The organism is Acidovorax sp. LjRoot117 (genome assembly GCF_964252695.1).
Lineage (GTDB): Bacteria > Pseudomonadota > Gammaproteobacteria > Burkholderiales > Burkholderiaceae_C > Acidovorax.
Map to the genome: position 1 here is coordinate 56531 of NZ_CAXUPO020000013.1, position 26973 is coordinate 83503.

At 60.6% G+C, this 26973-nt stretch carries 30 protein-coding genes; 20 read left to right on the forward strand and 10 right to left on the reverse strand.

What is annotated here, in order from left to right:
• Window positions 1-171: 171 nt before the first annotated feature.
• On the forward strand, window positions 172-663 hold the full coding sequence (cadR, locus tag ACSQ3D_RS23620; protein ID WP_056419711.1) for a Cd(II)/Pb(II)-responsive transcriptional regulator: 492 nt from the start codon (window positions 172-174) through the stop codon (window positions 661-663).
• Between the two features lie 3 nt (window positions 664-666).
• Here cadR and ACSQ3D_RS23625 read toward each other — a convergent pair whose 3' ends face one another.
• Entirely contained in the window at window positions 667-2004 is a 1338-nt protein-coding gene (locus ACSQ3D_RS23625) for a heavy metal sensor histidine kinase (protein ID WP_082493263.1), read from the reverse strand.
• Window positions 2001-2687, reverse strand: coding sequence for a heavy metal response regulator transcription factor (locus tag ACSQ3D_RS23630; protein ID WP_056419925.1), 687 nt, complete (start codon window positions 2685-2687; stop codon window positions 2001-2003). Before ACSQ3D_RS23630 ends, ACSQ3D_RS23625 begins: the two co-directional genes overlap by 4 nt.
• Window positions 2688-2844: 157 nt before the next feature.
• Between ACSQ3D_RS23630 and ACSQ3D_RS23635 the strand changes: the two genes are divergently transcribed.
• The 7 genes from ACSQ3D_RS23635 to ACSQ3D_RS23665 all read left to right on the forward strand — a co-directional run bounded on the left by ACSQ3D_RS23635 (window position 2845) and on the right by ACSQ3D_RS23665 (window position 11715).
• Window positions 2845-3183: a DUF4148 domain-containing protein gene (locus tag ACSQ3D_RS23635; protein ID WP_056419708.1), complete on the forward strand. Its 339-nt coding sequence runs from the start codon at window positions 2845-2847 to the stop codon at window positions 3181-3183.
• Window positions 3184-3225: 42 nt separating this feature from the next.
• The gene (czcI, locus tag ACSQ3D_RS23640; RefSeq protein WP_056419705.1) at window positions 3226-3585 is read left to right on the forward strand and encodes a cation efflux protein, CzcI family; all 360 of its coding nucleotides are present in this window, start codon (window positions 3226-3228) and stop codon (window positions 3583-3585) included.
• A gap of 157 nt (window positions 3586-3742) precedes the next feature.
• Entirely contained in the window at window positions 3743-5098 is a 1356-nt protein-coding gene (locus ACSQ3D_RS23645) for a TolC family protein (protein ID WP_056419702.1), read from the forward strand.
• A 2-nt stretch (window positions 5099-5100) separates the two neighbouring features.
• A complete protein-coding gene (locus ACSQ3D_RS23650) occupies window positions 5101-6711 on the forward strand; it encodes an efflux RND transporter periplasmic adaptor subunit (RefSeq protein ID WP_056419698.1) in 1611 nt (536 codons plus the stop codon).
• 15 nt (window positions 6712-6726) lie between these two features.
• The gene (locus ACSQ3D_RS23655; protein ID WP_056419696.1) at window positions 6727-9912 is read left to right on the forward strand and encodes a CusA/CzcA family heavy metal efflux RND transporter; all 3186 of its coding nucleotides are present in this window, start codon (window positions 6727-6729) and stop codon (window positions 9910-9912) included.
• Window positions 9913-9972: 60 nt separating this feature from the next.
• Window positions 9973-10353: a hypothetical protein gene (locus ACSQ3D_RS23660; RefSeq protein ID WP_056419692.1), complete on the forward strand. Its 381-nt coding sequence runs from the start codon at window positions 9973-9975 to the stop codon at window positions 10351-10353.
• A 429-nt stretch (window positions 10354-10782) separates the two neighbouring features.
• Window positions 10783-11715 carry a cation diffusion facilitator family transporter gene (locus ACSQ3D_RS23665; RefSeq protein ID WP_056419686.1) on the forward strand — a complete coding sequence of 311 codons (933 nt, stop codon included), beginning with the start codon at window positions 10783-10785 and terminating at the stop codon, window positions 11713-11715.
• A gap of 534 nt (window positions 11716-12249) precedes the next feature.
• Here ACSQ3D_RS23665 and ACSQ3D_RS23670 read toward each other — a convergent pair.
• The 3 genes from ACSQ3D_RS23670 to ACSQ3D_RS23680 all read right to left on the reverse strand — a co-directional run bounded on the left by ACSQ3D_RS23670 (window position 12250) and on the right by ACSQ3D_RS23680 (window position 13871).
• A complete protein-coding gene (locus ACSQ3D_RS23670) occupies window positions 12250-12777 on the reverse strand; it encodes a DUF4148 domain-containing protein (RefSeq protein ID WP_056419680.1) in 528 nt (175 codons plus the stop codon).
• Between the two features lie 98 nt (window positions 12778-12875).
• Window positions 12876-13247 carry a DUF4148 domain-containing protein gene (locus tag ACSQ3D_RS23675; protein WP_056419676.1) on the reverse strand — a complete coding sequence of 124 codons (372 nt, stop codon included), beginning with the start codon at window positions 13245-13247 and terminating at the stop codon, window positions 12876-12878.
• Window positions 13248-13472: 225 nt separating this feature from the next.
• A complete protein-coding gene (locus tag ACSQ3D_RS23680; RefSeq protein WP_056419922.1) occupies window positions 13473-13871 on the reverse strand; it encodes a YkvA family protein in 399 nt (132 codons plus the stop codon).
• 240 nt (window positions 13872-14111) lie between these two features.
• Between ACSQ3D_RS23680 and ACSQ3D_RS23685 the strand changes: the two genes are divergently transcribed.
• Entirely contained in the window at window positions 14112-15128 is a 1017-nt protein-coding gene (locus tag ACSQ3D_RS23685; protein WP_082493261.1) for a DNA-binding protein, read from the forward strand.
• Window positions 15129-15231: 103 nt separating this feature from the next.
• Window positions 15232-15576 (forward strand): H-NS histone family protein, encoded by a 345-nt coding sequence (locus ACSQ3D_RS23690; RefSeq protein WP_158274163.1) that lies wholly within the window; start codon window positions 15232-15234, stop codon window positions 15574-15576.
• A gap of 113 nt (window positions 15577-15689) precedes the next feature.
• On the opposite strand, the gene ACSQ3D_RS23695 is transcribed toward ACSQ3D_RS23690, so the two are convergent.
• The gene (locus ACSQ3D_RS23695) at window positions 15690-16070 is read right to left on the reverse strand and encodes a hypothetical protein (protein WP_056419673.1); all 381 of its coding nucleotides are present in this window, start codon (window positions 16068-16070) and stop codon (window positions 15690-15692) included.
• A 405-nt stretch (window positions 16071-16475) separates the two neighbouring features.
• On the opposite strand from ACSQ3D_RS23695, the gene ACSQ3D_RS23700 reads away from it, so the two are divergent.
• From ACSQ3D_RS23700 to ACSQ3D_RS23715, 4 genes are all read left to right on the forward strand, one after another.
• Complete coding sequence (locus ACSQ3D_RS23700) at window positions 16476-16805, forward strand: hypothetical protein (RefSeq protein ID WP_082493259.1); 330 nt, start codon at window positions 16476-16478, stop codon at window positions 16803-16805.
• Between the two features lie 214 nt (window positions 16806-17019).
• Window positions 17020-18027, forward strand: a complete 1008-nt coding sequence (locus ACSQ3D_RS23705; protein ID WP_056419669.1) for a DUF932 domain-containing protein — start codon at window positions 17020-17022, stop codon at window positions 18025-18027.
• A 165-nt stretch (window positions 18028-18192) separates the two neighbouring features.
• Window positions 18193-19206, forward strand: a complete 1014-nt coding sequence (locus tag ACSQ3D_RS23710) for a YqaJ viral recombinase family protein (RefSeq protein ID WP_056419666.1) — start codon at window positions 18193-18195, stop codon at window positions 19204-19206.
• 134 nt (window positions 19207-19340) lie between these two features.
• A complete protein-coding gene (locus tag ACSQ3D_RS23715; RefSeq protein ID WP_056419919.1) occupies window positions 19341-20315 on the forward strand; it encodes a recombination directionality factor in 975 nt (324 codons plus the stop codon).
• Window positions 20316-21070: 755 nt separating this feature from the next.
• Here ACSQ3D_RS23715 and ACSQ3D_RS23720 read toward each other — a convergent pair.
• Both ACSQ3D_RS23720 and ACSQ3D_RS23725 read right to left on the reverse strand, forming a co-directional pair.
• Window positions 21071-21352 carry an H-NS histone family protein gene (locus ACSQ3D_RS23720; RefSeq protein WP_056419663.1) on the reverse strand — a complete coding sequence of 94 codons (282 nt, stop codon included), beginning with the start codon at window positions 21350-21352 and terminating at the stop codon, window positions 21071-21073.
• A gap of 116 nt (window positions 21353-21468) precedes the next feature.
• Window positions 21469-21702, reverse strand: a complete 234-nt coding sequence (locus tag ACSQ3D_RS23725) for a hypothetical protein (protein ID WP_108499592.1) — start codon at window positions 21700-21702, stop codon at window positions 21469-21471.
• A gap of 278 nt (window positions 21703-21980) precedes the next feature.
• Here ACSQ3D_RS23725 and ACSQ3D_RS23730 point away from each other — a divergent pair, with 278 nt between their 5' ends.
• Window positions 21981-22865 carry a hypothetical protein gene (locus ACSQ3D_RS23730; protein ID WP_056419660.1) on the forward strand — a complete coding sequence of 295 codons (885 nt, stop codon included), beginning with the start codon at window positions 21981-21983 and terminating at the stop codon, window positions 22863-22865.
• Between the two features lie 32 nt (window positions 22866-22897).
• Here the strand turns inward: ACSQ3D_RS23730 and ACSQ3D_RS23735 are convergent, their stop codons facing one another.
• Window positions 22898-23203 (reverse strand): helix-turn-helix domain-containing protein, encoded by a 306-nt coding sequence (locus tag ACSQ3D_RS23735; protein ID WP_082493256.1) that lies wholly within the window; start codon window positions 23201-23203, stop codon window positions 22898-22900.
• Window positions 23204-23313: 110 nt separating this feature from the next.
• Between ACSQ3D_RS23735 and ACSQ3D_RS23740 the strand changes: the two genes are divergently transcribed.
• The 5 genes from ACSQ3D_RS23740 (at window position 23314) to ACSQ3D_RS23760 (ending at window position 25956) form a co-directional block, all read left to right on the forward strand.
• Entirely contained in the window at window positions 23314-23535 is a 222-nt protein-coding gene (locus ACSQ3D_RS23740; protein ID WP_056419655.1) for a hypothetical protein, read from the forward strand.
• A 22-nt stretch (window positions 23536-23557) separates the two neighbouring features.
• A complete protein-coding gene (locus tag ACSQ3D_RS23745; protein WP_268753247.1) occupies window positions 23558-23692 on the forward strand; it encodes a hypothetical protein in 135 nt (44 codons plus the stop codon).
• 211 nt (window positions 23693-23903) lie between these two features.
• Window positions 23904-24098 carry a hypothetical protein gene (locus ACSQ3D_RS23750; protein ID WP_056419652.1) on the forward strand — a complete coding sequence of 65 codons (195 nt, stop codon included), beginning with the start codon at window positions 23904-23906 and terminating at the stop codon, window positions 24096-24098.
• 24 nt (window positions 24099-24122) lie between these two features.
• Complete coding sequence (locus ACSQ3D_RS23755; protein WP_156371541.1) at window positions 24123-24551, forward strand: hypothetical protein; 429 nt, start codon at window positions 24123-24125, stop codon at window positions 24549-24551.
• 146 nt (window positions 24552-24697) lie between these two features.
• A protein-coding gene (locus ACSQ3D_RS23760) for an IS3 family transposase (protein ID WP_436128527.1) occupies window positions 24698-25956 on the forward strand; the annotation gives its coding sequence in 2 pieces (ribosomal slippage) (window positions 24698-25046 and window positions 25046-25956; 1260 coding nt in all).
• A gap of 322 nt (window positions 25957-26278) precedes the next feature.
• Here ACSQ3D_RS23760 and ACSQ3D_RS23765 read toward each other — a convergent pair.
• Window positions 26279-26902: a tyrosine-type recombinase/integrase gene (locus ACSQ3D_RS23765; protein WP_082493247.1), complete on the reverse strand. Its 624-nt coding sequence runs from the start codon at window positions 26900-26902 to the stop codon at window positions 26279-26281.
• Window positions 26903-26973: the final 71 nt, after the last annotated feature.

Sequence of the window (26973 nt, forward strand, 5' to 3'; positions counted from 1 at the left end):
GCAACGGTACTGGAGCAGCCCGAGGAGCAGCAGGTGTCATTAACGCTAGAGGAAGTGCTGGTTTCTGATTTCATGGCCTAATTGGAAACCCTGTAGTGACCTTAAAGTCAAGCGACTCCCCAAATCTCGCCGCCTTGTCCTACGGAAACCAGATTTTGCAAAGGACGCTTTATGAAAATCGGCGAACTTGCCAAGGCCACCGGCACGCAGACTGAGACCATCCGCTACTACGAGCGCGAGAACCTGCTGCCGATCGCGATGCGCACAGAAAGCAACTACAGGGTCTACGACAGCAGTCATGTCGAGCGTCTGGCCTTCATCCGCCATTGCCGATGCCTGGATATGACCCTCGATGAGATCAGGGTGCTGTTGCATTTCAAGGACGCTCCGGATGAAAACTGCGGCGCGGTGGACGCACTTCTTCAGGAGCACATCGGGCACGTGGTGTCTCGCATCCGGGAACTCCAGGCACTGGAGTCGGAATTGCGCAGCTTGCAGCAGCAGTGCTCACCAGGCCACCTCGCCGGTGAGTGCGGCATCTTGGGCGGCTTGGCCACTGCGGCACTTCAACACAATCACATGCAGCCCAGCGAGGCCCACCCGCCAGGTGCTCATCATGATATTGGCGTGGCTCCGAGGCAGCGGGCCAACAAACGACGCTGATTTTCAGTGAGCGCGAATTTCTAACCCGACACTTGTCACCCCATTCTCTGACTTGGCCACCGGCTTGCCCTGGTGCATGCGGGCAATCGCGCCCACGATGGCCAGACCCAGGCCGTGGTTGCTCTGCCCATGGCTGCGAGCAGGATCTGCCCGGAAAAACCGGTCAAACAGCTGGGGAAGTATTTCGGGATCGATGGTGTTGCCGTAGTTGGTGACGCTGATCAACACGCGGTCCTCGTCACCAGTTCTCAAGTTGATCTGAACGATGGAGCCGGTGCTCGCGTAGCGGGTTGCGTTTCCCAGCAGGTTGGACAATGCCCGGCGCAACAACGGCACATCGAAGGTGCCATGCGCATCGCCGACCACTTTCGCGGTGAGACCCGCCTCGGCCAGCGCTGCCTCGTGGTAGTCCAGCACGTCGGCCGCCACCGATGCCAGGCTAGCCACGGGCGCGCGACGCGCTCCCACGCCCCGATCTGCCTGGGACAGGAACAACATGTCGTTGACGATACCGGTCAGGCGATGCAGCTCCTCCAGATTGGACGCCAGCACCTCGCGAATATCCGCTTGCTCGGGGCGCCGCAGCGCCAGTTCATTGTTGGCAATGAGCGTGGCCAAAGGCGTGCACAACTCGTGCGCCACGTCCGCATTGAAGCCCTCCATCTGGGAGTAGGCCTTTTCAATGCGAGCCAGGAGTGCATTGAACTGGTCGATCAGCGGCACGAGTTCAAGGGGCTGCTCCGCGCCATCGAGCCGCTGGTGGAGGTTGTCCGCCGAAACGGCGCGCGTCTGGCTGGCCAGTCTTCGAACGGGCGCCAGGCCCAGGTTGACCAGGGAGAAGCCGCCCAGCGAAACCACGACGGCCCCGCCAATGGCTGCCACCAGCAATGTGACTGCAAGACGGTGCAGCAACTGGTTGTCGGTCTGGATGTCCAGCGACAGCTGGACGCGCAAACTCTTTGAGGCCGTCTGGCCCGAAGCCAGTGCCACTTCGAACTGCCGCTGGCGCCAGACCGTCTTCGCATTCTGGTTGCGGGTATGGGCGTAGAGGATGGCCCCATCGGCCTGCGCGACTTCAAGCGAAAGATCTCCGTGCCCTACCAGGAAATCATCGAGCTTGTGAGCAAGGTCTTCCGAATCCCCGTGCTCCTTGCCGTCCACCAGCAAGTGCCGGATGACGTTTTCCTTTTGCGCCAGCGTTTCCTCCTGTCGATCTCGGAAGTTGAATTCGGTCACCAGGTAGACGGCCAGACAGACCAGCCCGAGCCCGGCAAAGCTCTGAAGTGCCAGCCACCACGACAACCGCTGGCGCAATGAGCGATGTTGGATCAGGGCCTTCATCCGTTGCGCTCTTCCATGACGTACCCCATACCGCGGATGGTGTGCAGAAGCGCGGTGTCAAAGGGCACATCGATCTTGGTACGCAGGCGCCGTATGGCGACCTCCACCACGTTGGTATCGCTGTCGAAGTTCATGTCCCAGACCTGCTCGGCGATCTCCGTGCGGGACAGCACTTCTCCCTTCCTTCTCAGAAAAAGGGTCAACAGCAGGAACTCCTTGGCAGTTAACTCCAAGCGCTGACCGCCTCGGGACGCCTTGCGCCGCACCAGGTCGACATCCAGGTCGGCCAAACGCAGTTGCGTGGGCTCTGCCGCGACCCGCGCACCTTGGGTGCGCCTGAGCAGAACCTGGATGCGGGCGCTCAACTCGGAAAACGCAAAGGGCTTGACCAGATAGTCATCCGCACCCGTCTGAAGTCCGAGCACCCGATCCTCGACACTGACCCTGGCTGTGAGCATCAAGACAGGGGTCTGCCTGGTCTTGCGAAAGGCCGTCAGCAGGCTGAAGCCGTCGATCCCTGGGAGCATCGCGTCCAGCACCAGCAGATCGTGGCCGCCTTCAAGGGCCATGTGTAGGCCGTCCACCCCGTTATGGGCGACGTCCACCACATAACCGACCTCTCCGAGGCCCTTGCGCAGGTACTCGGCCAGCTTGACCTCGTCTTCAATGAGCAGAATTTTCATGGTGCCATTCTCGAAGAATGCCGCCTGTTCGTAGATTACGAATTTGTCATCTGGCTGTTGGCGCCTTGTCGAGGTCCGATTTTTACAGTACCCCCTGTGTCGAAAGGCATAGCCGCGGTAGATCGCCGCTGGCTCATTCGAATCAAGGGACCACACCATGACCGTTCGCAAACCCCTCGCACTCTCCCTGATTGCCCTGGCCATTGCGGCCCCAGGCTTGGCATCTGCTTCGGCGCTCTACCATCCAGCCGGTGGCGAAGTGGGAATGACCACCCATCCCGACCACGTCCAAAGCAACGTGTCCCGTGGCGAAGTGCTTCAGTCTGTAGAAGCCGCGCGCAAGGACGGTACGCTGGCGATCTTGTCTCGCGGTGGTGCACTGCCTGTCAAAGCAACGGGTGGCTCCAAGACGCGTGAGCAGGTGCAGCAGGAGTACCTGAACATGTCAGCCGCTGAGAAGCAGCGCAACCAGGAACTGTACGGCGCGGGCGGCTGATCGGCACACGAAGTCTTCTTGACCGCGTGCTAGACTCAAAAAATGCGCCGCCTGATCGTCGTTTTTATGCTTGCATTGCTCCCGTTCCAGTTCAGCTGGTCCGCGGTGGCTGCTTATTGCATGCACGAGAACTCGACCGACCAGGCCCAGCACCTTGGGCATCACGAGCACAAGCACGAAGCCAAAAGCGGGGTCGGCCAAGCCGACAAGACCAGCCAAGGCACCGACATGTCCGATGTCGACTGCTCGGTTTGCCATGGTGCCGGCATCGGGGCCCTCAACTGGTCCTGCGCCAAACATCGCGTCTCCCATGACAGCCGCGTGGACTCACCGTCGGGCGAGCGCCTGGCGGCTGTAACGCCCACACCTCCCGACCGCCCACAGTGGCCCGTCCTCGCCTGATCGGCGGGGGCATCTCTCCTTCTTTCAGTCAGTCGTGACCGCCCCTTGGCGGCTGCAGTTGTGCGTGTCGCGGCTGCACTGACTGACGAGTTGCCAGGCAGCTGCACGGTTGCCACCCCGCCGATTCCCTCGTGTTTTGAAATCACTGGAGAATCGGATGTTCAAGGGTATTTACCTTCAAGGAAAGCCGCACGCATGGGGCGGCCGCACGAAATTCAGGCTCGCAGCAGGTGCCGCGGCCATATTGCTGACCTTCTCGGGCGGGGCCTCTTCTCAGGGCATGTCGCAAGGCACAGTCGGTGGAGTACAGGCGCCCCAGACTGCCGCGGTGTCTCCCGCTGAGCCTCTGTCGCTGGCCAAGGCCATCGAGTTGGCCTTGGACGGGAATCCAGAGGTGGCTGCCGCTACCCGCCAGTTGGAGGCAACAGAAGGGCAGATTCTTCAAGGGCACTCACGCCCCAATCCCGAGCTTGCCTATTCGCTGGAAGACGCACGCTCCAAAACACGTACGCAAAGCTGGCAACTCAACCTCCCCGTGGAATTGGGTGGAAAGCGCGCAGCGCGTACCAAGGCGGCCGAAAAATCACGCGAGCAGGCACAGGCCCAGCTCGCTGAGCTGAAGGCCACCGTGCGAGCCAATGTGGCCGCAGCCTACTTCGACGTCCTGACGGCGCAGGAGCGATTGGCGCTCGCCAAAGACAGCGTGGCATTGGCCAAGTCGTCAACGGATACCGTAGCCAAGCGCGTAGCCGCTGGCAAGGTATCACCTGTGGAAGAGTCCAAGGCCCGCGTTGCGGAAGCCGGCGTTCGCGTCGAGCTCGCACAGGCAGCCAGCGAACAACGCAATGCATTGTCTCGCCTGTTTGCGCTGTTGGGACAGATCAACGCGCCGTTCACCGTCCTCGAGGGCAAAGCCGACCACCTTCCCGCGGTACCGCCCCTCGCCGATCTTCAGCCCTTGATTTCTTCTTCGCCAGGCGTTGTCCTTGCGCGGATCGAGGTGGATCGGCGCCAGGCCCTGACTGCACTGGAGCAAAGCAAGCGCGTGCCCGATGTCACCGTCAGCGTCGGCATGCAGCGCAGCAACGAGACCCAACGCAACGTCCTGCTGTTTGGTGTCTCCGTGCCTCTGCCTGTGTTTGACCGCAACCAGGGCAACCTGCTGGAAGCTCTCAAGCTTGAGGACAAGGCCCGCGACGAGTTGCAAGCGGCCACGGTACGCCTGCACAGCGAAGTGGCGCAGGCGCGCGAACGCCTTTCGACCATCACTGCGGAGATCCAGTCGCTGCAACAGGACGTTCTGCCCGGCGCGAAGTCGGCCTACGACGCGGCCACCATTGGCTTCGAGAACGGAAAGTTCAACTTCCTGGAGGTGCTCGATGCCCAGCGCACCTACTTCACCGCCAAATCCCAGTACCTCAAAGCCCTGGGCGAGGCACACCGCGCGGCGGCGGATGTCGACCGCCTGCTTGGGGCCAGCACGGTTTCCGGATTGATCGCAACGCACAACTGAGCATGACAATGAACATCAGCACATCCTCCATCAGCAAAAAGCATCTCATCGCTATTGCCGTTGTCCTCGCGCTAGGGGTCGGGGCAGGAGCCTTCATCCTACAAGGCGGCGGCAAGCCCACTGCAGTCGCCGCCGAGGGCGATGGCCACGGCCACGGCAGCCATACCGAGGCCAAGGGGCACGGTGATGGAGAACACCACGGCAAAGGCGGTGAAAAAGGCCACGACGACGACAAAGGCCACGCCGATGGCGAGCACCATGAAAAGAGCCAGGCCAAGGGCCCCCACGGTGGCACAGTGTTCAAGGAAGGCGACTTCAGCCTGGAAGCATTGCTGTCCGAAGACGGTGGCGAGCCTCGGCTGCGGATCTGGCTGTCCGACAAGGACAAGCCGCTCCCCCTGAACACGGTAACGGTCACGGCAACAGTGACCCGCCCCACAGACGACAAGCAAAACCTGACGTTTGCCGCAGAAAAGGACAGCCTGGTCAGCCGCGAGATCGTCGCCGAACCCCACGCGTTCGACATCGAGATCATTGCGCAGACGGCCACCGAACCTTTCATGTTCGTGATGAGCAAGGAAGAGGGAAAGATCGAACTGACCGATGCCCAGATCAAGGCCGCCTCCATTACGGTGGACTCTGCGTCGGCAGCCAACATCAAGACGGCGCTGCTTTTGCCCGGCGAGATCCGGCTAAACGAGGACCGGACATCGCACGTGGTTCCCCGTCTGGCGGGTGTGGTGGAGAGTGTCAGCGCCAGCCTGGGCCAGGTCGTCAAAAAGGGGCAGGTTCTGGCCGCCATTGCGAGCCCGACCGCTTCGGAGCAGCGCAGCGAGCTGCAGACGGCGCAAAAGCGCCTGGCGCTGGCCAAGACCACCTACGAGCGGGAAAAGAAGCTGTGGGAGCAGAAGGTCTCCGCCGAACAGGACTACCTGCAGGCCAGGCAGGCGTTGAGCGAAGCGGAGGTCGCTGTTGCCAACGCCAATCAGAAGCTCAGTGCGCTGGGCCTGTCCACCTCGTCCGAGTCCGGACTGAACCGTATCGAACTGCGCGCGCCCTTTGACGGCATCGTCATCGAGAAGCACCTGAGTCTTGGCGAGGCCGTCAAGGAAGATGCGGCGGTGTTCACCATCTCGGACCTTGCCACGGTGTGGGCTGAGATCAATGTTCCTGCAAAGGATCTGCCGTCGGTGCGGGTGGGCGAGAAGGTCACCATCAAGGCCACCGCCTTCGATGCCTCCGCCACGGGTACTGTCGCTTTCGTGGGCGCGTTGATCGGTGAGCAGACCCGTACCGCCAAGGCCCGCGTCGTTCTTGATAACCCCAAGGGCGCCTGGCGCCCCGGCCTGTTCGTCAACGTCGAGGTGGTGTCCGAAGAAACGGCAGCGCCTGTGACCATCTCGGCCGACGCAGTCCAGAACGTCGGAGAAAAGCCCGTGGTCTTCCTCAAGGTCGACGGCGGCTTCATCGCCCAACCTGTGAAGCTGGGCCGAAGCGATGGCAAGCGCATCGAGGTCCTGTCGGGCCTCAAGCCCGGCATGCCCTACGCCTCGACAGGCAGCTTCGTCGTGAAGTCCGAACTCGGCAAGGGATCTGCCGAACACACGCACTGATCCCGGAGCCCATACATGTTTGAAAAACTTATCCGATTCTCGATCGAGCAGCGATGGCTGGTGCTGCTGGCGGCCCTGGGCATGGCGGCGCTGGGCGTCTTCAGCTACCAGAAGCTGCCCATCGACGCGGTCCCCGACATCACCAACGTCCAGGTTCAGATCAACACCCAGGCCGCCGGTTATTCGCCTCTGGAGACCGAGCAGCGGGTCACGTATCCCATCGAGACAGTCATGGCCGGCCTGCCGAACCTGGAGCAGACCAGGTCGCTGTCACGGTACGGACTGTCGCAAGTGACCGTCATCTTCAAAGACGGAACCGACATCTATTTCGCGCGCCAGTTGGTCAATGAGCGCATCCAGGAAGCCAGAGACCGGCTGCCCGCCGGCATCACGCCAGCCCTGGGGCCCATCTCAACCGGTTTGGGCGAGATCTATCTGTGGACCGTCGAAACCAAGGATGGGGCCAAGAAGCCCGATGGCAGTCCCTACACCCCGACCGACCTGCGCGAGATCCAGGACTGGATCATCAAGCCGCAGCTGCGAAACGTTCCTGGCGTGACCGAAATCAACTCCATTGGCGGCTTTGCCAAGGAGTACCAGATCGCCCCCATCCCGGAACGACTGGCCTCGCTGGGCGTGACGCTGCAAGACGTCGTCACGGCACTGGACCGCAACAACGGCAACGTGGGCGCTGGGTATATCGAAAAGCGCGGCGAGCAGTACCTGATTCGCGCCCCTGGACAGGTCAAGTCGCTGGAGGACATCGGCAACGTGATCCTCAGCAGTGCCAACGGTGTTCCTGTGCGCGTGCGCGACGTGGCCGACGTGGGCATTGGCCGGGAGCTGCGAACGGGTGCCGCAACCGACAACGGGCGCGAGGTGGTTCTCGGCACGGTGTTCATGCTGATCGGAGAAAACAGCCGGACCGTCTCGCAGGCAGTGGACAAGAAGATGCTGGAGGTCAACAAGAGCCTCCCAGAGGGCGTGCACGCGGTGACGGTCTATGACCGCACCGTGCTCGTCGACAAGGCCATCAATACCGTCAAGAAGAACTTGCTGGAAGGCGCGGTACTGGTGATCGTGATCCTGTTCCTCTTTCTGGGCAATATCCGGGCCGCAGTCATCACGGCAATGGTCATCCCCTTGTCGATGCTCTTCACGTTCACCGGGATGGTCCACTACAAGGTGAGTGCCAACCTGATGAGCCTGGGGGCCCTGGACTTCGGCATCATCATTGACGGAGCTGTGGTGATCGTGGAGAACTGCGTTCGGCGGCTCGCCCATGCGCAGGCGCACCACGGCCGGCCGTTGACGCGGGCCGAGCGCTTTCATGAAGTGTTCCTGGCATCCCAGGAGTCGCGCCGCCCATTGCTGTTCGGACAGCTCATCATCATGGTGGTGTACCTGCCCATCTTCGCGCTGACGGGCGTGGAAGGGAAGATGTTCCACCCCATGGCCTTCACGGTGGTTGCCGCTTTGGTGGGCGCGATGATCCTTTCTGTGACCTTCATCCCGGCAGCTGTGGCCCTCTTCATCGGCAATCGGGTCAGCGAGAAGGAGAACTTTTTGCTGGGCCACGCCAAGCGCCTGTACGGCCCCATGCTTGATCGCGTGATGGGCGCCAAAACGCTGGTTCTCACCATTGCCGCGGTTGCCGTGGTCCTGTGCGGACTGATCGCGACCCGCATGGGCAGCGAGTTTGTACCCAACCTCAATGAAGGCGACTTCGCGATCCAGGCACTGCGCATTCCGGGCACCAGCCTTTCCCAGTCGGTGGCGATGCAGCAGCAGATCGAAAAGACGCTGAAAGCGAAGTTCCCCGAAATCGAGCGCATCTTCGCCAGAACCGGTACTGCGGAGATTGCTTCGGACCCCATGCCGCCGAACATTTCGGACGGGTACATCATGCTCAAGCCGATGGATGAATGGCCCGAGCCTCGAAAGACCCGTGATGAGCTGCTCGCGGCGATCCAGGAAGTCATTGGCAAGATCCCCGGCAACAACTACGAGTTCTCCCAGCCCATTCAGCTGCGATTCAACGAGCTGATCTCAGGGGTGCGCAGTGACGTGGCCGTGAAGATTTTCGGTGACGACATGGACGTGTTGAACAAGTCCGCTGAAGAAGTCTCCGCCATGCTGCAAAAGATCCAGGGCTCCTCCGAGGTCAAGGTCGAGCAGACGACGGGCCTTCCGATGCTCACGGTGAACATCGACCGCCAGAAGGCAGCGCGCTACGGGCTGAACGTTGCCGACATCCAGGACACCGTGGCCACGGCCATCGGTGGTCGTGAGGCCGGCACCATGTTCGAGGGGGACCGCCGGTTCGACATCCTGGTTCGCCTGCCTGAGGCGCTTCGCAATGACCTGGAAGGCATGAAGCGGCTACCCATACCGTTGCCGCGGTCTGCCGGTGGCACGGAAGCCAAGACGAATTTCATCCCATTGGGTGAGGTCGCATCGTTCGAGCTGGCACCCGGCCCCAACCAGGTCAGCCGAGAGAACGGCAAGCGCCGCATTGTCGTGAGCACCAACGTGCGCGGACGGGATGTGGGCTCGTTCGTTGCAGAGGCCGAGCAAGGCCTGGCGCAGATCAAGATCCCCACCGGCTACTGGACGAGCTGGGGTGGCACCTTTGAGAACCTGCAGTCAGCCACCAAGCGCCTGCAGATCGTTGTACCGGTCTCCCTGCTGCTGGTCTTCGTGCTGCTGTTCGCGATGTTCGGCAATGCCAAGGACGGTTTGCTGGTCTTCACCGGCATCCCATTCGCATTGACAGGGGGCATCCTGGCGCTGTGGCTTCGGGACATTCCGATGTCCATCTCCGCGGCCGTTGGCTTCATCGCGCTCTCTGGGGTGGCAGTGCTCAACGGCCTGGTGATGATTTCCTACATCCGCAGCCTGAGGGAAGGCGGTGTCGGCCTGGACGAAGCGATCAGGGATGGCGCCCTGACCCGCTTGCGCCCGGTGCTGATGACCGCCCTGGTGGCCTCGCTGGGATTCATTCCCATGGCCATCGCCACAGGCACCGGCGCGGAAGTCCAGCGTCCTCTGGCCACCGTGGTGATCGGTGGAATTCTTTCATCCACGCTGCTCACGCTGCTCGTGCTGCCGATTCTTTACCGGCTGGCCCACAGGCCCGATGAAGAAGCCGAGGACGTGTCTGCCGAGCCCTCCCACCCGGACGCACCGAAGCCTGTGTAGTCAAAGGCGGTCCCGCTGATCGCGGGACCTTCCCATTTCTCCAACCCCAAAGGAACTGCCATGAAACTCTCCCACCTCTTTCTCGCCCTCACGGTATCGATCTCTGGCGCAGCCATCGCGGCTGACAACCACGGCCACGACGTCAAGCCGATGCATGGTGGTGCTGTGGCGGAAGCCAAGGACGTCGAGTACGAATTCGTCGCCAGTGCCGACAAGCTGCAGCTCTTCATGCGCGACCACGGAAAACCCGTTGCCGTGGCGGGGATGACCGCCAAGGTCACCCTGCTGGCCGGCAGCGAGAAGCAGGAGGTTCAACTCCAAGCCGGTGAGGGCAAGTTGGAAGCCGCGGGTAGCTTCAAGGTCCCCGCCGGTACCAAAGCCGTGGTCGCCGTCTCGAAGGCCGGCAAGTCGGTCGCCTCGGTCCGCTTCACGCTGAAGTAACACCAACGCCGCCCGAAGCATCGCTCCAGTCCATGCGAACGACACCGCAGTGGCGGGTCCGTACCGCCCCTCGGCGCTGTGCATGTCCTTGCCCTTAGAGGCAAAAAGGAGCGATCCATGTCAATGCAGGCGGCCCAGGGTGGGCTTTTCGCCAAGCTGTTCTGGATCTGGATCAGCTTGTTGGTCTCTGTGTTTGTGTTCTGGCGGCTGCGGCACATGTGGCTCAAGCGCCATCCCCCGATGGACGTTCGAACCAAGTACAGCCGGCGACTGGCCAAGAGACTGAGGGACCGGCAAATAACGCGCTTGAAGTGCCGGACCACGGGTAAGCCTCGGCACCGGCGACGTCACTGAGCGCCAAGGCCGGACGAGGACCGCGGACTGAACGCGGTCGATGACATCACCAGACTGAATCTGAGGAGACAGACCATGGGAAAAGGTTCCGACCACGCTTTGCCAGCGGCAGGAAACGAAAAGGCTTTGCGCTACGCGCTGATGCTCACCGGCGGTTTCATGCTGGCAGAGGTCATTGGCGGCGTCATGCTCAACAGCCTGGCTCTGCTGTCCGATGCCGCACACATGTTCACCGACGTGGCGGCGCTGGCCATTGCGCTGGCGGCCATTCGGGTCGGGCGCCGGGATGTCGACGACCGGCGCACCTTTGGCTACCACCGATTTGAGATCCTGGCCGCCGCGTTCAATGCCTTACTCCTGTTTGGCGTTGCGGCGTACATCCTTTATGAGGCGTGGCAACGCTGGAGCAACCCGCCGGCAGTCCAGACCACTGGGGTGCTGGTGATCGCTGTACTGGGCACGATCGTCAACCTCGTGAGCATGCGCCTTCTGTCCTCAGGCAAGGATTCCAGCCTCAACGTCAAAGGAGCCTACCTTGAAGTCTGGAGCGACCTGCTCGGCTCGATTGGGGTCATCGTGGGGGCGCTGGTCATTCTGTTCACAGGGTGGAACTGGGTCGACACCGTCATTGCCGTGGCCATCGGCTTGTGGGTGCTGCCGCGCACCTGGATCCTCCTGAAAGAGACGCTCAACATCCTGCTCGAAGGCGTCCCCGAAGGCATCGATCTGCCTCAGCTCAAGCGTGCGCTCCTGGACCTGCCAGGGGTGGTGTCCTTGCATGAACTGCATGTCTGGGCGGTCAGCAGCGCCAAGACCAGCCTGAGCGCTCACGTCGTGTACAACCCGCAAGCGGCAGACCCTGGCACCATGCTGGCCGCCGTCAACCAGTTGCTGGCGAAGCAATTCGAGATCACCCACACCACCATTCAGTTGGAAACCCAAGCCTGCGGTACGGCTGCCGCCGGCACTTCGAATGCTGGTGCGGATCACTGGAAAGCACCCGTGTGATTTCCGCGTGGACGACCACCCTCCGTTCCTGCTTTGCACAGCGCTGGGCAAACAGGTGGCGCCTGCCAGCGCTGTGTGTCGTGGCCATGCTCGCCGCCGGCTGCGCCACCCCCGTGTATGAAAACTCCCTACCGTGGGCGGAGGGTTGGCGCGTGGGCAAAGTCAGCAGGGTTGAAGCCACTGCTCAGGACCTGGCGTTCTACAAGCGCCGGTGCAAGGCCGATCAGTTAGATCGTGCGCAAGAGCGGTTCGCCATTGTTCAGTGGAGAGAGGTGGGTCGGTCGCGCTGGACCGTTGCGCGTCTGCCTGCAGATGTAGCCGTGGTTGCTGGAGAGCCGGTCTACGTCAAGGTTTGGGATTGCTCGGCAGCCCTCGTCAAACGTGAGATGAACTAGAGCACAGGCGAGCTCAAGTCGGCCGATTCAGATACCTCACCGGTCGCACCCGGTGTGCACGAGTGAACGGCGCTGGTGCCCACCACCACGGAGCGTGAGGGCGGGCCAGCCCAGCGCGACTGGGCTCTGGATCTGATGTTCAGAGATCGCGGCCATTGGAGTGGCCCGATTGCGCGGCCGTCGAGCCCGCGTGGTGCTGGTGGTATTGGCCAGGGTAGATTTCATTGAGCTTGCGGCCGTCCTCGCCGGCGGCCATCAGGTCCCCGGTGTGGATAGCCTCTGCCAGTTCCTCCTTGACCTGCTCGCGTGTCTTGCCTGCTTGCGCCATCTTGGACGGATACAGGTTGGGCTGCAGTTCATTGAGCCGTGATCCGGATTCCCCGGCGGCAAGCATGTCACCGCTGCGAACAGCCTGCTCCAGTTCCGCGCGCACCTGGTCCCGGGTCTTGCCCAGCACCGGGGTCTTCAACTGGTAGCCACCGGAGTTGAGCTCACTGACTTTGGCGCCGATTTCCCCGCCGGCCATGATGTCGCCGCTGCGCAGGGCTTGCGAGAGCTCGGCTTTGACCTCCTCGCGTGTCTTGGACTGGGCGCCATGGCTGGCATCGAAAGCGAATGCAGGGGCTGCGCTCAGCGCGAGGATGATGAGGGTGGTCTTGAGTTTCATGTTGGTCCTTAAGGTCAATGGTTGGAAGCGAAAATTTGTGCCTTGGATGGGCGGAGTCGATTGCATTGCGTGTGCCAGGCCCGAGGGCCCTCAGCCGGTCACGGCGCCTGGTGGGCTTCGACCCAGCCGATCTCGCCGCCCAGGTCGCGCACGCCATTCGTAGTGGCGGGGCCCTTTTGAGCAGCTTGAAGTTCATCCAGAACCTGTTGCCTGCTCTTGTTTGACACCGGTGCTTTGACCAGTGGATAGGTGGCGGGGTAGCCGCGGCTGATCCAGTGCAACGAACCGTTTTGCTGCGCAACGAGCACGTTTTGCTGGACGTCTTCACGGCTGACGGTGCGGCCCAGGTGAGATGGCACGAAAGTGGCACCTTCTTCCTGGCTAGGACTGGTGTGAAACGCGGTCGAAGCGAAAGACGCCGTAGCAGTGGCTGCCAGGCTGAATGCGATGAGGGCGAAACGAGCTTTCATGGGGTCTCCTTGAGCACTGAACGCCCGGGTGGGAATTCAGGAGGCACAACCTTCTTGCACCTCGGAGACAAGTCTAGAAATCCGGCACCCACATGCCGCTGACCGCAGCATTACAGTTTTGACAGCACTGTGTCTAAGCGTAGCCACGGAGGTTCACAAAGGCCTATGCCGCAAAGCCTGCGGCGGACAAGCGCCTTCCCGAGGCGATTCGCGCAAGTCCGTCCCTCAGCCAGTCATGCCCGACTTCCACCAATACCAGGCGCCCAAGCAGGCAGCGAGCCACAGTAGTACAACAACGACTGCGCCGACTTTGCTGGTCGGCTTTGCTGCTTTGGAAGCCATCCACTCATCGGCTTGTGTTCTGCATTCAGCCAGGACGTCCGCCGGCAAAAGTTTGATAGCGACCCATATCAGGCCGGGGAGCAGCAATACATCATCCAAGTACCCCAGCACTGGTATGAAATCCGGAATCAGGTCGATCGGGCTGAGCGCGTACGCCACGACAAACACTCCAAGGGCCTTTGCGTACCAGGGGGTGCGTGGATTCTTTCCTGCAAACCACAGCGTCACTCCATCGCGTTTGATCCGCCTTGCCCAGGTTCTTAGATCGCATGTGATGCTCATATCGATAGCATGCCACGGCCCCATGTCTGATTTTTAACGCGCGACCGCGCAACTGAAAAACCACCCCTCCCATCGCGTTACATGCTGCGGCCCCCCCATTTTTGCGGGCTTTGAAGTGATCACAACAGATAAACCCTTATTAACTAGTCTGAATTTTTCGTGAAATCCCAATTTTTCATTGCCACACCCAGTATGTAATATAATGGTATGTAATACGGTACGAAAAAATCGGAGGATGCCATGGCCAGAGCCGGAATCTACAAGTCTGAGGTGCTGCGAGCCAGGGATAGGCTGATCAGCCAAGGCAAGTACCCGTCCATCGATGCGGTGCGCGTCGAGTTGGGCAATACCGGCTCCAAGGTGACCATCCACAGGTACCTCAAGGAAATCGAGGACGAGGAAGCCGCCGCTACGGCACCGAAAATCAGCATCAGCGATGAGCTCGCGGAATTGGTAGGCCGCCTGTCCACCAGGTTGGAGTTTGATGCCAATGCGAGGGTCGTTGCACTGATGGAGGAGTTCAACGCCAAGGAAGCGCAGTACAAGGCCAGCCTGGAGACCTCCAAGAGCGAAACAGCCGCGGCCAGGCGGCAGCTGGAGCAGACCCAACTGGAGTTGGCCAGGGAACGCGAATCCCTCGAGCACGCCAACAGGGAGTTGGCCCTCAAGGCGATCGAGCAGGCCCAACTGGTCGAGCAAACGACCCAGCTGCAGACCCGGCTTGAGAGTGCCCAAGCACACAGCCAGTCCCTGGAAGAGAAGCACACCCATGCCAGGGAGGCTCTGGAGCATTTCCGCGAAGCGTCCAAGGAGCAGCGCGAGCGCGAGCTACGCCAGCACGAGCAGCAACTGCAGTACCTGCAGACGGAACTGACTAAGGCCAATGCGGCTGTCTCGGCCAATCAGCAGCAGATGCGCAACGACCACCAGCAGAACCAGGCACTCGCGCGGGAGTTGGGTCAGGCCAGGTCGCAACTCCAGAGCCTGGAAACGCAGCTGCAGGCGGCGCAGCAAACTGCCCTCGGCCTTGCCGAAGTACCCCAGCAACTTGAAGATTTGACTGCGAAGGCCTTGAGTCGAGAGCAAGACCTCGCCCGTCTGCAGGCGGATCTGCTTCAGGCCACTCAGCGCAATCTGGAGCTGGAGCGGCAACTCGCAGCAACAAGCGCGGCTGACGCGGCGCGCCAGCAGCTGACGGCGGATCTGATGCGCCGCCTGGATACGTTGCAGGCGCCGCAAAGCCACACCAACGCATGACCGCAAGACTGTGTTGAAGACTGCCAGAGGCGGTCTATCTCTCATCGGCGCTCCCCATCACAATGGAGAAAGTTGCGTCCAAGCTTCCGTTATGGAGATCCCAGTGCCCAAGACACTCACTCAAATGAAGAAACGCCTTGAAGAGGCGATGAGCGAAGTCCGTGAAGCCGAGGAAATCATTCCACTGTTGAAAGAGGTAATCGCCAAGTTCGAATTGGAGCCAGCCGATCTGTTCGAAGCAACCACTGCCAACGCAAGAAAGATTCAATCTTTGACCTCAGAGACCGGGAGACCCCCAGCCGGCAAACCTGTCCTGTACGAGGATGCAGTTGGGAATACTTGGGCAGGAAAGGGGCGGCGACCCTCTTGGTTGAACGAAGCCATCGCGCGCGGGAAAACGCTGGAAGAATTTCGAACTCGCGGAACACCTTTGCGCAACGCTAAGTAGTTGTTCTAAAAAGAGATTTCTCCATAACCTTCCGATCCGGCACAAAAACCGAGATCACCCCAGTTTCCAGCACGATCGCGGAGCCTCACCCGACGTCACTACTCGACGAGTTTCTAAAACGCACCGACACCAGACGTAGGGACCAACGCAACGGTGAGTTGGTCGACCCAAACAAAGTCGACCAGCGCTTCACTCTCGACGTTCAATGTGAGCTTTTTGGGCAGACGATCCTTGGTGGCGATATTGATCTCACAGGTGACGCAATAGCCGTCGCAATACGCTTTGAACAACGCGGAACCCGACCATGTACCGTCCTCGTCAAGGTGCGGCCCCGCACCGCTCTCCCAAACGAAGTCGGAGGCATCAACAACGTCTGTACACGTCTCACCCCTGTATTGCTCCTCCCCTTCCTTGAGCTCTATCAGTTCCCCGTCTTCATCTCGATCACGCCGTAAGTAAGTCACTTTGACAGAGCCGGCAAGTTCTGGTTTCATACGTTTCTCCACGGGTTGATGAGGCCACGATTCTGCTTCAGAAGATGGGGGGCAGATGCAAACATATCGGACATCTTTCCGGTTGTGCCCCGTGGGACTCAATGCAATTCGGGTACCCGATCCTAAATTTCTTCAGTCACATATCACCCCAGTGACCTGACCACCGTCTGCCCCTTGGCAGTCGCACAACGCCCATAAAGCCCGGCAAGCTCATCTCGAGTTGCCGGGCTTTATGCCGTCCTGGTCGGAGTTCTCTGTCTTTCTGGTTCTCGGTTTTGCGATCTCGCGCCCTCTCAGCCCCGTGTGTTCACGCACCCGGGGCTTTTGCTTTTTGGGGCTGCCTGTTGGTCTGTCTATCTTGGTTTTCTGGTTCTTTCACCCGCATGTTCTTTCAAGGAGATTTCCATGCTCACCTGTCCCCAATGCCAATCCCCACGATTGGAATCCCGCGATCTCGGTCGCACTGCTGGTGGCGCTGTCGGCGCACTCGCAGGCGCTGCCAGCGGCGCAGCGAGTGCACTGCGCGGTGCCCGACTGGGCGCTACTTTCGGCGCATTCGCCGGTCCTGCAGGGTCAGTCCTGGGTGGTCTCGCCGGTGCCGCCCTCGGTGGCCTGGTGGGCGGCGCCATCGGTTGCGAAGTCGGCAGCAAGATCGGTGAAGCCGTCGATCAGAACTGCCTCGCCAACTACCGCTGCCTGGAATGCGGCCACACCTTTAGCCCTCCACGCGAGTGAGGTGTTTCGGCGGTCCTCGTCCTGCTGATTCCTCGGCCTCGCGCTTCTTTGGCTTTTCGTTTCTCTCTTCCTCTCTCACTCCCCTGCCCTGGTTCCTTGTTCCAGCTGTGTGCTCTTCGGAGTTACGCAGTGGCGCAGCTGTGGGCGGGTGGTTTTCGTGTTGTCGGTCTTTCGTTTTCTTGTTCTTTCTTCCATTTCTTCAAGGAGTATTTCAATGGCTCATCTCGTTCAAACCATGGCCTATGTCGGTGAGACCCCCTGGCACAACCTGGGTCAGCAACTGCCCGCCAAACAACCCATCGATGTCTGGGCCCGTGAAGCGGGCATGGACTGGACCATTCGCGAGACCCCCGTGCGCTACATGGCCACGCAGGCCGGTACTGGTTCTGGCTCTGGCACCGCATCTTCTGTCTCGGACCTCTATGGCGAACCCATGGAGTTTCCCGACCAGAAGGTGCTGTACCGCAGCGATACCAAGGCGCCTCTGTCAGTGGTCAGTGCCCGCTACCAGGTCGTGCAGCCCAAGCAGGTGTTGGAGTTCTATCGGGATCTGACGGAAGTCTCTGGTTATGAGCTGGAGACTGCCGGAGTCCTGAAGGCTGGGCGCAAGTTCTGGGCCCTGGCCCGCACTGGCAAGTCCTCAGCCCTCAAGGGCAACGATGTGGTCAATGGCTATCTGCTGTTGGCCACGTCCTGCGATGGGACCTTGGCTACCACGGCCACCCCCACCACCGTGCGTGTGGTCTGCAACAACACCCTCTCCATTGCCCTGTCCGGAACATCGAGCGCGATCAAGGTGCCCCACAGCACCAGCTTTGATGCGCAGGCGGTCAAGAAGCAGTTGGGCATTGCCGTCTCGCAATGGGATGGTTTCATGTACCGCATGAAGACCTTGTCTGAGCGCAGGGTCAAGAGCCATGAGTCCATGAACTACTTCCTCAAGGTGCTGTGCCAGACGGATGGGCATGCCGATGCGTCTGCAGGTCTCACCAATGAGCGCGCCCTCAAGAAGGTGCAGGCCATGTACGAGGGCCAGGGCCGGGGTGCGGAATTGGCTGCCGCCAAGGGCACGGCCTGGGGCCTCTTGTGCGCCATCACCGAGTTCGTGGACCACGAGCGCCGGGCGCGCAGTCAGGAATACCGCCTGGACAGTGCCTGGTTTGGTCAGGGCGCCACGCTCAAGCAGCGGGCTCTGGAGCAGGCCTTGCAGTTGGCGTCGTGATGGTGCCTGCCGTTCTGGCGGCACATCCTGTTTTTTGTCTCGCGCCTTATCCATTCACCTCCATCGCCCTTAACGGCATAGACCCCGGCTCCTTCAGTGGACCGGGGTCTTTGTTTTTCTGGGGGCGGTGCTGGTATTCGTTTTTTTCACATTCAAGGAGTCAGCATGGTTCAACCTGTTGTTTCACCGGTGGGTTCATCTCCCACCAAACCCCGCCCTGCCCTTCGGCTGGTCAAGACCCAAGACCTGGATCGCGATCAGTGGTTGCAGGTCCGCAAAGGAGGCATTGGCAGTTCGGATGCTGCGGCGGCGGTGGGGCTCAATCCCTACCAGTCGATGCTGGAGTTGTGGATGGAGAAGACCGGTCGTGCTCCCACTGTCCCGCCGGGTGATGGGGGTGCAGACGATCTGAGTCCGATGTACTGGGGTGCTCTTCTAGAGCCCATTGTGGCGGCGCACTACACCCGCCGTACGGGCAAACGGGTGCGGCGTATCAATGCGGTGCTGCAGCATCCCGAGCACCCATGGATGCTTGCCAATATCGACCGGGAGGTCCTTGGGGCACCCGATGTCCAGTTGCTTGAGTGCAAGACCGCAGGCATTCAAGGGGCCTGGCTTTGGCGGGATGGGGTGCCGGAGTATGTGCAGTTGCAGGTGCAGCACCAGTTGGCCGTGACGGGCAAACAGGCTGCGGACGTGGCGGTGTTGCTCGGGGGCCAGGAGCTGCAGATCTTTCGCATCGAGCGGGATGAGGAGCTGATTGCTCAGCTCATCACCCTGGAGCGGGAGTTCTGGGGTTATGTGGAGCGGGGCCAGGCGCCTCCGGCCGATGGGTCGGATTCGGCAGACCGGGCTTTGCGGGCGCTGTATCCCCGGGACACCGGCTTTACCTTGAATCTCAAACATGACCTGGTGATGGGGGCGGTGTTTTCTGACCTGCTGGCGGTGCGGGAGGTGCTGGCGACCAACACGGCCCTGGAAGCGCAGCTCAAGCAGACGATTCAGCAGCGTATGGGGGATTCGAGCCGGGCGGTGTTTGAGAACGGTGAGGTGAGTTTCAAACGCAGCCGGGATGGGACGCAGCTCGATACGGCGCGGCTTGCCAAGGAGCAGCCGGAGATCGTGAAGGCTTACACGGTACCGAAGCCGGGGAGTCGGAGGTTTTTGGTGCAGACCTGAAGGTGGGCCGGGGACATCGGGGCCCAGGTTCATTCAATTCATTTTCATAAACGCATCCCCTGACGGGCTTCATCGGTGACGGTGAGGCCCGTTGTGTTTTGGGGGGTTTTTTGACATTCAACAAGGAGATTCACATGCTCAAAGGTTTGGCTTTGACACCGCCCGTGATCGGGCGCATTGCGATTGGGCGGGTGGTGGAGAAGGCAGGACGTCGCCTGCCTGAGAAGGACGATGAGTTCACGCTGACCAGCCAGGTGCAGAACAAGGAGGGGTGGGTGCTACATCCGGTAGATGCCCAGTTGCGCAAGGAGCCGGGGACCAAGCTGCGCAGCATTCCGGTGCGGCTGCTGTTTGACGATCCGGACCTGAGCCTCAGGGCGAACTACACAATGTTTGATCGGGCCACGGGACGACCTCTGTGTGTTGGAGATGGAGAAAGCTGCAAGCGGGTGACCCTGTCGGGGATGCAGTCCCTGCCCTGCCCTTCGCCTGCGGTGTGTCCGCTGGCCCAAGACGGGAACTGCAAGCCGTATGGACGGCTGCATGTGCGGGTGGAGGCTGAGGGGAATACCGAAGCAGGTATGGCGGGTATGAGTGGCGATGAACTGGGCAGCTTTGTGTTTCGGACGACGGGCTTCAACAGCATCCGGACGCTGTCGGCTCGGCTGCGGTATCTGTTTGCTGTGTCGGGTGGATTGTTGGCGGGATTGCCCTTGGAGCTTCGGCTGCGGGGCAAGTCCACGACGCTGTCACACCGCACGCCGATCTACTACGTGGATCTGACGCTGAGAGCGGGAAGCAGCTTGGCCCAGGTCGTGGCATTGACACGGCAGGAACGCGAGCAACAGGCTGCGCTGGGTCTGGATCAGGTGGCGCTCGATGAAGCGGCACGCCAGGGTTTGGCCCTAGGGGAGTTCGAGGAATCGGAAGAGGAAGGGGTGGACGTCGTCGAGGAGTTCTATCCGGATTCCGATACGAATGGAGATGGTGGAACGGAGCAAGCACCCGCGCCGATCTCGCTGCGCGGCAAGCTGCATCGCAAGCAGGAGGCTCTGGGAGTGCGTTCCACCGCAACGGGTGATCCAGGGGCTTCCCATGCGGGGGCCTGAAGGGCTGGTTCGGCGCTATGCGGTAGGACTGGTGATGGAGACGGTGCCTTGCTATCGCAGTGGGCCCGATTCTGAATCGGGTGCCAAGGTGTTGCCGGGGATTTTGGTGAGACATCGAGCACCACCCCATCGCACGGGGGCGGTGGTGCTGCAGCAGGCGGTGGCCTTGCTCACCGGCCAGCGGGTTGCGATACCCACTGTGACCAGTGCGGCCGGCGTGTTGCGCCATGCGCAGCGGCTCCTGCCAGGATTCCATGCTCAGCTGGTCTGGGAGCAAGCGCCTTCCGACTTGCTGGCGCTGTGCCACGCAGCAGTACACCGTGGGGGTCTGGTGCTGTTGCTCTGGCAGTCGATTGCCAGGGAGGTGCGGGGAGCCCCTCGCCGGCCCTGCCCTCCTCCTCAATGGATGCTCGTGGTCGGTGTGGAAGGGCCTTGGAGTCCGGCAGGAGATGGATCAGGCAGTGTGGTGTGCACAGAAGCTTCTGGCCTCTTGGTCTTGGATACGCAGGTGCATCCTGGATGGGGATTGGGGCACAACCAGTGTCTGGCTCCGGGGGCCTATCCGTACCACGAGGCGGCTATGCGAGTGGCGGAGTTCCGTAGCGTGTGGTCGGCGCGTACGTTGGAGGGCAACCTGGACTGCGGGATGGTCCTCTCAGCGATCGCACTGTCTCCCGGCAAAGGCCAGAGCCCCCAGTGACCTGGCGAGAGCTCAGACAGTGCATCCGCACTGGCTGGCTCTCTTGCGATGCCGATCAGGCAACCACAAAGGGAGTGCGCTCCTTGCCTGCAATCCACTGGGGCGGCTTACCCCGGCCGGACCAGGTGGCACCAGTCTCGGGATCCCGGTACTTTGCTTCCACCTTCTTCTTGGGTTTGCTCGGTTTCCAGGGGAAGACCTGCTGGGCCGTGAAGCCGAATTCCTGAACGAGTTGCAGGACGGTTTGGAGGGCCTGTTCGGACTCGGCCTTCTTGGCGTTGGCGATTTGTTCGTCGAGGAGTTTTTTCTGGGCGAGGAGTTCGGCGTAGCTGGACATGGGGGTGCGTTGGGAGTGAGTGCTGGAGTGCTGGAGTGCTGGAGTGTTGTGATTGGGTCCAAGGAGGACCCTTTAGGCACAGGAAGCACTCTACGCGAACCGGAGCCCAGGAATGCTCAGTTGGCAGTTGCAACGGGAGGAGTCGTGGCGTCTTGGGTGTCGCCCTGGCGCCATACCTGCAGGTTGGCGTATTCCCGGCCGCAACCTGTGCAACGCAGGGCTTCGGTGTAGCGCATGACTCCGGCGTCATCGCGTGCGAGCACGCGGTGGTAGCTGGTGGCACCACAGTAGCCGCAGCAGTTCCTGGCGGTGGACGGGTTCATCGAGATGGAGGCGCTGAGGTTCTTCACTCAGGGGATCTGTTCTTGGTGGGGGTCTTCGTTGCGTGCGCTTTGGATCGTACCAAGGCAACGGAGTTTGTGCAGGTCCACGGGGGAAGCTGGTCACGGGCAGGGATGTTCTCGCTCCATATGGAACATCTCACACGGTAGCGGCTGAGCTGCGGCAAAGATCTCGCAGCCACTTCCCCATCCCTGCCCGTTCAGCAATCGGTCAACCGATGGTCTTTGGTTGGCGTTCAATTGATGCATTTGCATCACATATCATTTAGCATCAGAGAGGGAGTTTTATGCAATCCATGAGAAGAAGCTTGCGGCTTACGCGCAGCCTGGCGGCAGGTTCGTTGGTGGCGTTGGGTGTGGTCGGCGTGCTGGCCGGTTGCCAACGCAAGGAGGCCGAGGCGCCGGAGTTGCCGGTGCAGACGGTGTCGGGGTTTCTGGAGATCGCAGGGGTGCTGGATCGCCGGGGTGAGCAGGGGGCGGTGTTCGAGGTCAGCCCGGAGACGGGGGATCTCGTGGCGTTTGTGTTCGATCCAAAGAGTGCTCTGGGCGAACGGCTTTTGTCGCAGTGTGTGCAGAACATGCCGTGTCTGGTCGAGGGGGTACGGGCCAGGCCGCTGGACAGTCAGGCACCGGCCACCAAGGTCTTGGGTGAGTTGGGGTTCAGTGTTTCGCCGTCGGCTTGGCTGGGGATCATTGATGCCGGACCTGCCCGCGTGGAGTCTGCGCTGGAGGAGCCTGAGATGCAGGTCAAGACCCGGTTTGGGGTTGTGGCTGTGCAGGAGGGAGATTCTTCGGTTGTTTTAAACGGGCAAACCGTTCTATCGCCTCAGGAGGAATCCGTGCGCATCGTGCGCCATGCGCCGGTGGGTGCAGAGGATGTGCTGTTGCTGCAAAGTGGGTCGGGGACCGCCTGCCCTGCCCTGTTCCAGGTGCTGGCGGTGTCGGCCCAGGGGGTGCAGGTGTCTCCGAAGTTCGGGTCCTGCTCGGACCTGGTGTTTGCCGTGGTCGAGGAGAAGCCGAATCAGGCTCCCAGGCTGTCCATTCGGATGCTGGGGTTTGCAGGGCCGTTCGAGCCCGAGGAAGAGCAGCGCAAGGCGGCTCAGAAGTTGGTGGAGTTCGTGTATCAGCAGGGGTCGCTCACGCGGGATGGGAAGCCGGTGACTTCGCAATGAAGGTGCTGGTCCCTTCCCTCTTGATCGCAGGATCAAACCTTGGCAGTCGGCTTTCGGGCGGCTTTGCGCGCGGGCTTGGTCGCTTGCTCTGGAGGTTTGAGCAGGGTCCAAGGCTCCACGCCCAAGGCCTGTGCGAGGCGCTCGATGTTGGCCAGGGCGATATTCCAGCGGCAGCGCTCTACGGCAGAGACGTAGGTGCGGTCGAGTTCGCACTCGTGGGCCAGGCGCTCTTGGGACCAGCCTTTTTCTACACGCAGTAGCCGAATCCAGTACGCGAGGACTTCGCGCACGTTGCCCGGGTCGGGCAGATGGGTCGGGGGCGTGGGTTTGGCAGACACCGCCGGAGGATGCGGTTTTGCCTTCTTTGCATCTACGGAGTTTGCATCACCTTTTGCGCGCTCCGTGGAGATTTTGAGTGGTTAGTGCTTCAACTTTAGGAGGAGTTGCCATGAAGCGGTTTGCGTGGGGTCGTTGGGTTTTGGTTGGGTATTTCTTGATCGGGCTGCTGTACGCGGTTTATGCGAACAACTGGGGGGATGAGCCCTACCGGAGTTTTGCGTATCACCTGGGTCAGGGGTTGGTGTGGCCGGTGGTGGTCTTGCCGGGTCTGGGCAAGTTCATCGGGGGCTTGCTGATCGTGGCCATGGTGGCGTTTGTGATGGCCAGTTGAGCACTAGGAAGGAGCGAGTGCCATGGCGTTCTTGGCTCAGCTGATTCTGGGGTGTTTGATGGTCTACCTGTTCTTTGCCTCGCTGGGCTTCTGGTTCGGGCTGGGAGTGATCGTGCTCTGGCTGCTGATTGGGATGGCCGATAGTGGCAAGCGGTGAGGGGCTTTGAGTTGGGAACAGAACGATGAGCGCGCCTGGAGGGCTGGGCGTGCGTTTTTTTACACAAGGAGGGGTTATGCGATTCGGAATGACGGGGGCGCAGCTAGTGGGTCTGCAAAGCTGGATCCGTGGGTCCAGGGGTGTGATCACAGCAATCACGTTGGGAGCCGCATTGGCTTTGGCCGGGTGTTCTGGCTCCAAGACTGAAAGGATGATGGTCAAGGGCTGTACCGATGGAGGTAGTAGCAAGAAGACCTGTCAGTGCGCGGTGGACAAGATGGGTGAGCGCTACGACCTCAAGAACCTGGATGAGTTTGCGGAGAGCCGGGGTGGGATTCCGCTGCAGACCCTGCAGGCAGATTTTGCGAAGGCTTTGATCGAGTGTGTTGAGAAACACGGGCGCTGATCTGGCGCGGAAAGGAGCTATGCAATGAAGACAACAAGAAATAAGCAGGTTCAAGATGTTGGAACGAAAGCAATTCCTAGGCACCTCCAGGGAGTTACCTGCCCTGCCCTATTGCTAGCTGGCGGCCTTTTGTGTGCGTTGCTGGTGCAAGGCGCATGGGCGCAGTCACCACAGCCGGAGACTTCGGCTTGCGTGCGGCCGCTGAGCAAGGAGGTGAAGAACCGTACGGTGTTTGTAGGCACGCGGGTATTTGAGACTGCTGTGCCGTACGAGGACACCAAGCCCAAGATGATCCTGATGAAGGGGTTTACCTTGCGGGTGGTGGGGCGGTTTCAGGAGTGGGTGCAGTTGAAGGGAGTCCATGACGCCGAGTTTGGTCCGAACTCCACCCTCGGGTGGGTTCACGAGTCAGAGCTCGTCAAGGTAAACATGGAGTTGTGCAGGCTGGGGTGAGGCCTGGCGAATGTGGCGTTGGCCACTACTTGTTGAAGGGGACTAGGCTGTGGCCTGGTCCCTTTTTTATTGTGGCTTCTTTTTTTGGTCTGTGACCCGTCCTAAATGAGGTTGACACCTTTCTGTTCATCGGAAAGGAAAGTCAAATGGATCAATGGGTTAAGAGAACGCAGAAGGACTACACGCTGGCCTTTAAGCTGGCGGTGGTGGATCAGGTAGAAAGAGGGGAGCTGACGTACGGGCAAGCTCAGGAGCGCTACGGTATCCAAGGGGCCTCGACCGTATTGGTCTGGCTGCGCAAGCATGGCCGCCAAGACTGGAAGACTGCATCATCGGGCTCCAAAGGAGCCGTATCCATGCAAGAGCCAGTCAAGCCGCTGACACCCGAGCAGCGCATCAAGGAGCTGGAAGTGCAGCTGAAGCAGGCGCAGGAGAAAGCGCAGTTCTTCGAGGCGGTGGTCCATGTGCTTAAGCGCGATCATGGGGTAACCGTCACAAAAAAGCCTGCTGGCAAGTCCTCCAAGAAAAGCTTGTCCAAGGGCTGAGCGTTGTGAGGGCTTGCCAGTACATGGGTATCAGCCGGCAGGCGCATTACAAGGCCCTGACCTGTCAGCGGCTGCGAGATGAGCAACGGGCCAGCGTGGTGGCCATGGTCGATGAGAAGCGGCGGCAACAGCCGCGCATCGGCACACGCAAGCTGCACTTCATCCTGAAGGCGCCGCTGCAGCACGCGGGCATCAAGCTCGGTCGTGATGCTTTGTTCGACCTCCTGCGTCACGAACGGATGCTGGTCTTGCCCAAGCGGTCGTACCACAAGACAACTAACAGCCACCATCGCTTCCGGCGTCATCCCAACCTGCTCAAAGAGGCCGCGACCAAGGTGGCGCCTAGCGGCTGCGAACAGCTGTGGGTGGCCGATATTACGTACCTGCCTACCAAAGAAAAGCCTGCTTACCTGAGCCTGGTAACGGATGCCTATTCCCGCAAGATCGTGGGCTGGCACGTACATGAAGGGCTGGAAACTGCCCAGGTCAGTCAGGCGCTGAAAATGGCCCTGCGCTACAGGCAGACCAGCCAGCGACTGGTGCACCACTCCGATCGGGGCATCCAGTACTGTTCGGCGGAGTACCAGCGCATCCATGCTCGCCATGCGATCACCTGCTCGATGACCGATGGGTACGACTGCTACCAGAATGCCTTGGCGGAACGGGTCAACGGCATCCTGAAGATGGAATTCCTGCTGCACCGCCCCGCAAACCTGGAGCAAGCCAGGACCATGGTGAGGGAGTCAGTGCGCATGTACAACGAGCAACGGCCCCACCTGTCCCTAGAATACAAAACGCCCGATGCGGTGCACCGGGCGTCTCTTGCAAGCCAACTGCGGCTAGGGCTCAGTCTCGCATAGGTGTCAACCTATTCCAGGACGGGTCACTGAGCAGATGTGAACGCAGCTCGGGGGGTGGCGCTGATGGTCGTCCCACACAAGATAAGAAGCGAGGGCTTCCAGTGGGAGGTGATTTCTTTGGATGGGATGAAGCGAACGAATGCAGCTGAAAAATGGTCAATACGGCTGCTTCAGGCTGGTTGCGGTCGTTCAGTATGAGCTGGCGAATGACCGGTTCGGCTAGAAGCGGAAATATGCCAACTCACCTAACCTGTGATTGGATGTGAGCACCATCGCCCGTGGGAGCGTAGTTGTGCGGCCGCCGGGGCGACTGAACTGTCGACTAGATTTCAGTCTGCTCAGATATTTCAAGCGCATCATCTACCTCGATGCCAAGATAGCGCACAGTGGACTCAAGCTTGGAGTGACCAAGAAGAAGTTGCACAGCGCGCAAGTTCTTTGTTCGCCGGTAGATCAGCGTTGCCTTGGTTCTTCGCATAGAGTGCGTGCCATATTCTGCTGGGTCAAGACCGAGCTCCTCCACCCAGCCACCTAGTATCCGCGCATACTGTCGTGTCCCCAAGTGCGGTGAGCCATGGATACGGCTCGGGAAGAGAAAGTCATCGGACTTAAGCCCTGCGACCTTGATCCACTTCTGCACAGCTTCACGGGCAGCTGCAGTGATTTCAAATTGGACGGGGCGTTGAGTCTTGTGCTGCATCACGACAGCGCGAGATGCAACTTGCTCACCGTGGCAGATGTCCCGAACTTTGAGGGCGACGAGGTCACAACCACGAAGCTTGCTGTCGATGCCAAGGTTGAAGAGAGCAAGCTCGCGAACGCGATTTTCTATCTGAAGGCGCACGCGCAGAGCCCAGATATCTTTGAGCTTGAAAGGAGCTTTCTGACCGACAAGCTTGCCCTTGTTCCAAGGCTCATAGCGAGGGGTGTTGACTTCGGATCCCATGATGGTCTCCCTTCGAGTTGAGGGGAGAAGACGATGCTCCTGATCGAATTCAAAGTCTTTGCTTCTGCTCA